The sequence below is a fragment of the Saccharomonospora saliphila YIM 90502 genome, from assembly GCF_000383795.1.
GTDB lineage: Bacteria > Actinomycetota > Actinomycetes > Mycobacteriales > Pseudonocardiaceae > Saccharomonospora > Saccharomonospora saliphila.
Genome location: NZ_KB912642.1, coordinates 1 through 2,773 on the forward strand (window position 1 = coordinate 1; position 2,773 = coordinate 2,773).

The following is a 2,773-nucleotide window of genomic DNA, read 5'->3' on the forward strand; positions in this document are numbered from 1 at the left end:
TAGAGTCACGGGAAGGTCCCCCGGCGGCCGAGGCGCGGGACTCGTCGTCGCCTACGGCGCCCCGGCCGAGCACGCCTTCGACCCGACGCTGCGGGCGTTGCTGGGTACTCTCGGCGACGTGGGCCTGTCCTGACGACCGGCCAGGCTCACGCACCCGACGACACCAGCAGGGCGTCACCCTGCCCGCCGCCACCGCACAGCGCGGCGGCACCGAGCCCACCGCCCCGGCGGCGCAGCTCGTGCACCAGGTGCACCACCAGGCGCGCACCGGACGCGCCGATCGGGTGGCCGAGTGCGATCGCGCCGCCGTTGACGTTGACCCGCTCGGGGTCCAGGCCGAGCTGCCGCTGCGAGACCAGCCCCACGGCCGCGAAGGCCTCGTTGATCTCGACCAGATCGAGCCCGCTCGCGTCGAGCCCGGCCTTGGCCAGCGCGGCCTTCACCGCGTTCGAGGGCTGCTCGTGCAGGCTCGCGTCGGGTCCCGCGACGACTCCGTGGGCGCCGACCTCGGCCAGCGGCGTCACGCCCAGCTCCTCGGCCTTGGCGCGGCTCGCGACGACCACCGCGGCGGCGCCGTCGGAGATCTGGGACGCCGACCCGGCCGTGATCGTGCCGTCGGCGGCGAAGGCCGGGCGCAGCCCCGCGAGCGACTCGGCGGTGGTGTCGGCGCGCACGCCCTCGTCGCTGTCCACGGTGACGGGGTCGCCCTTGCGGCGCGGGACCTCGACCGGGGCCATCTCCTCGGCGAAGTGGCCGTTGGCCGCCGCCTTCCCCGCGAGCTGGTGCGAACGCGCCGCGAAGGCGTCCTGCTCGGCGCGGGTCAGCCCGTAGCGGGAGTTGTAACGCTCGGTGGAGGCGCCCATCGCCTCCTGGTCGAACGCGCAGAACAACCCGTCGTGCGCCATGTGGTCCACCAGCGTCGTGTCCCCGAACTTGACGCCGGTGCGGGAGTTGGTCAGCAGGTGCGGCGCCTGGGACATCGACTCCTGCCCGCCCGCGACCACGAGGTCGAACTCACCGGCGCGGACGAGCTGGTCGGCGAGCGCGATCGCGTCGAGGCCGGACAGGCACACCTTGTTGATCGTCAGCGCGGGGACTTCCATCGGGATGCCCGCCGCCACGGCGGCCTGGCGCGCCGGGATCTGGCCGGCGCCCGCGGTGAGCACCTGCCCCATGATCGTGTACTGGACGGCGTCGGCGGGCACGCCCGCGCGGTCGAGCGCCGCCCGGATGGCGGTGCCGCCGAGCTGGGCCCCGGAGAAGTCCTTGAGCGAGCCGAGCAACCGGCCGATGGGGGTACGGGCGGCGCCCAGGATCACCGAACCGGACGGGAAACCGGACACAATCTCCTCCTGCGGGTCATCGACGTCGACGCTGCCACACGCGCCCTCGGATCGATACCGACGATACCGCCCCGCACCGGCCGCCGGAGAGCGACCGACGTCACGATCGGCTCTCCGCGCGTGCGCCTACGCTGGTCTGTCATGCGACACGCACTCGAGCCGTTCGTCACCACGATCGACCACGTGGGGATCGCCGTGGCCGACCTCGACACGGCCATCGCGTTCCACGCCGAGCACTTCGGGCTCGAGGTGACCCACACCGAGGAGAACGACGACCAGGGCGTGCGGGAGGCGATGCTGCACGCGCCGGGAGACCATGACGGGCCCGCCGTGCAACTGCTCGCGCCGCTGCGACCGGATTCCCCCATCGCCACATTCCTCGACAGGCAGGGTCCGGGATTGCAACAGCTGGCCTACCGGGTCACGGATGTGGACGCGGCCACCGCGGCCCTGCGTGCCCGCGGGCTGCGCGTGCTCTATCCCGAGGCGCGGCGTGGCACCGCGGGCAGCCGGGTGAACTTCGTCCATCCCAAGGACGCCGGTGGTGTGCTCGTGGAACTAGTCGAGCCCGCCGCGGGCCACTGACCCGCCGGCGGCACCGCCGGAACGGGTGAGCGCGCCCGCGATGAACGCCAGCTCGCGTTCCATCTCCCCGGGCCCGTTCCGCTCCGCGTCGGTGTGGCGCGCGACGGAGTGCCGGTAGCTGACCGCGATGGCGACCAGCGCGGCCGCCGTGTCGACATCGGCGAGCGCGAGCGAGCCCGCCCCGGCGGCGGCGAGGATGACGGCGCGCGCCTGCCGTACCAACAACTCGTAGCGGTCACGCAGGGCCTCCCGGACCGCCCGGTGGGTGTCGGCCTCCCGCCACAGCAGGTGCGACAGCACCCGCGAGGCGGCCAGCCGCCGGTCCAGCTCGGCCACCAGGCCGCGCAGGCTCTCGGCGATGTCACCGGGCACCACCACGGTGTCGGGATCGACCCGTTCGTCCGGCAGCCGCTGCACCAGTGCGGTCAGCAGGTCACGCTTACGGCGGAAGTAGTAGTGCACGAGCCCCTTCGGGACTCCGGCGACCTCGGCGATGCGGGAGGTCGGCGTGGCCTCGAAACCGTACTCGGCGAACAGCCGCTCGGCGGCGAGCAGGATGCGCTCGCGCGCGCCGGCGTCAGCACCCTTGGTCCGCACCATCGGCCTCGTCCCTTTCACCCTCCTCGTCGTTCCGCCCTGCTCGTCGTCCCGCTCTGCTCGTCCGTGTCGCTGCCCCGGCGTCCACGCCGGTGTCACGCTGCCCGGCGCGCGGTCCGGCATCCGCTCCGCGACCCGCGTGAGTCACGGACCGTCACCGGACACGGTGAACCGGGCCCGCCCGCCGCGCCCCGGGAACGGGAACGCGTCCGGTACGGGCCCGGAGGAGACCCCGCCGCTCGCCCGGC

At 73.9% G+C, this 2,773-nt stretch carries 3 protein-coding genes; 1 reads left to right on the forward strand and 2 read right to left on the reverse strand.

The features are described 5' to 3' along the window. Positions 1–146 precede the first annotated feature (146 nt). Positions 147–1,343, reverse strand: a complete 1,197-nt coding sequence (locus SACSA_RS0107970; RefSeq protein ID WP_019814874.1) for an acetyl-CoA C-acetyltransferase — start codon at positions 1,341–1,343, stop codon at positions 147–149. 141 nt (positions 1,344–1,484) lie between these two features. Between SACSA_RS0107970 and mce the strand changes: the two genes are divergently transcribed. Next, positions 1,485–1,928 (forward strand): methylmalonyl-CoA epimerase, encoded by a 444-nt coding sequence (mce, locus tag SACSA_RS0107975; RefSeq protein ID WP_019814875.1) that lies wholly within the window; start codon positions 1,485–1,487, stop codon positions 1,926–1,928. Here the strand turns inward: mce and SACSA_RS0107980 are convergent. Continuing rightward, positions 1,902–2,528 carry a TetR/AcrR family transcriptional regulator gene (locus SACSA_RS0107980; RefSeq protein ID WP_019814877.1) on the reverse strand — a complete coding sequence of 209 codons (627 nt, stop codon included), beginning with the start codon at positions 2,526–2,528 and terminating at the stop codon, positions 1,902–1,904. The genes mce and SACSA_RS0107980 overlap by 27 nt on opposite strands. Positions 2,529–2,773: the final 245 nt, after the last annotated feature.

Coding starts and splice junctions, on each gene's coding strand:
- SACSA_RS0107980 (WP_019814877.1), bottom strand. CDS start 2,528: ATGGTGCGGACCAAGGGTGCTGACGCCGGCGCGCGCGAGCGCATCCTG.
- mce (WP_019814875.1), top strand. CDS start 1,485: ATGCGACACGCACTCGAGCCGTTCGTCACCACGATCGACCACGTGGGG.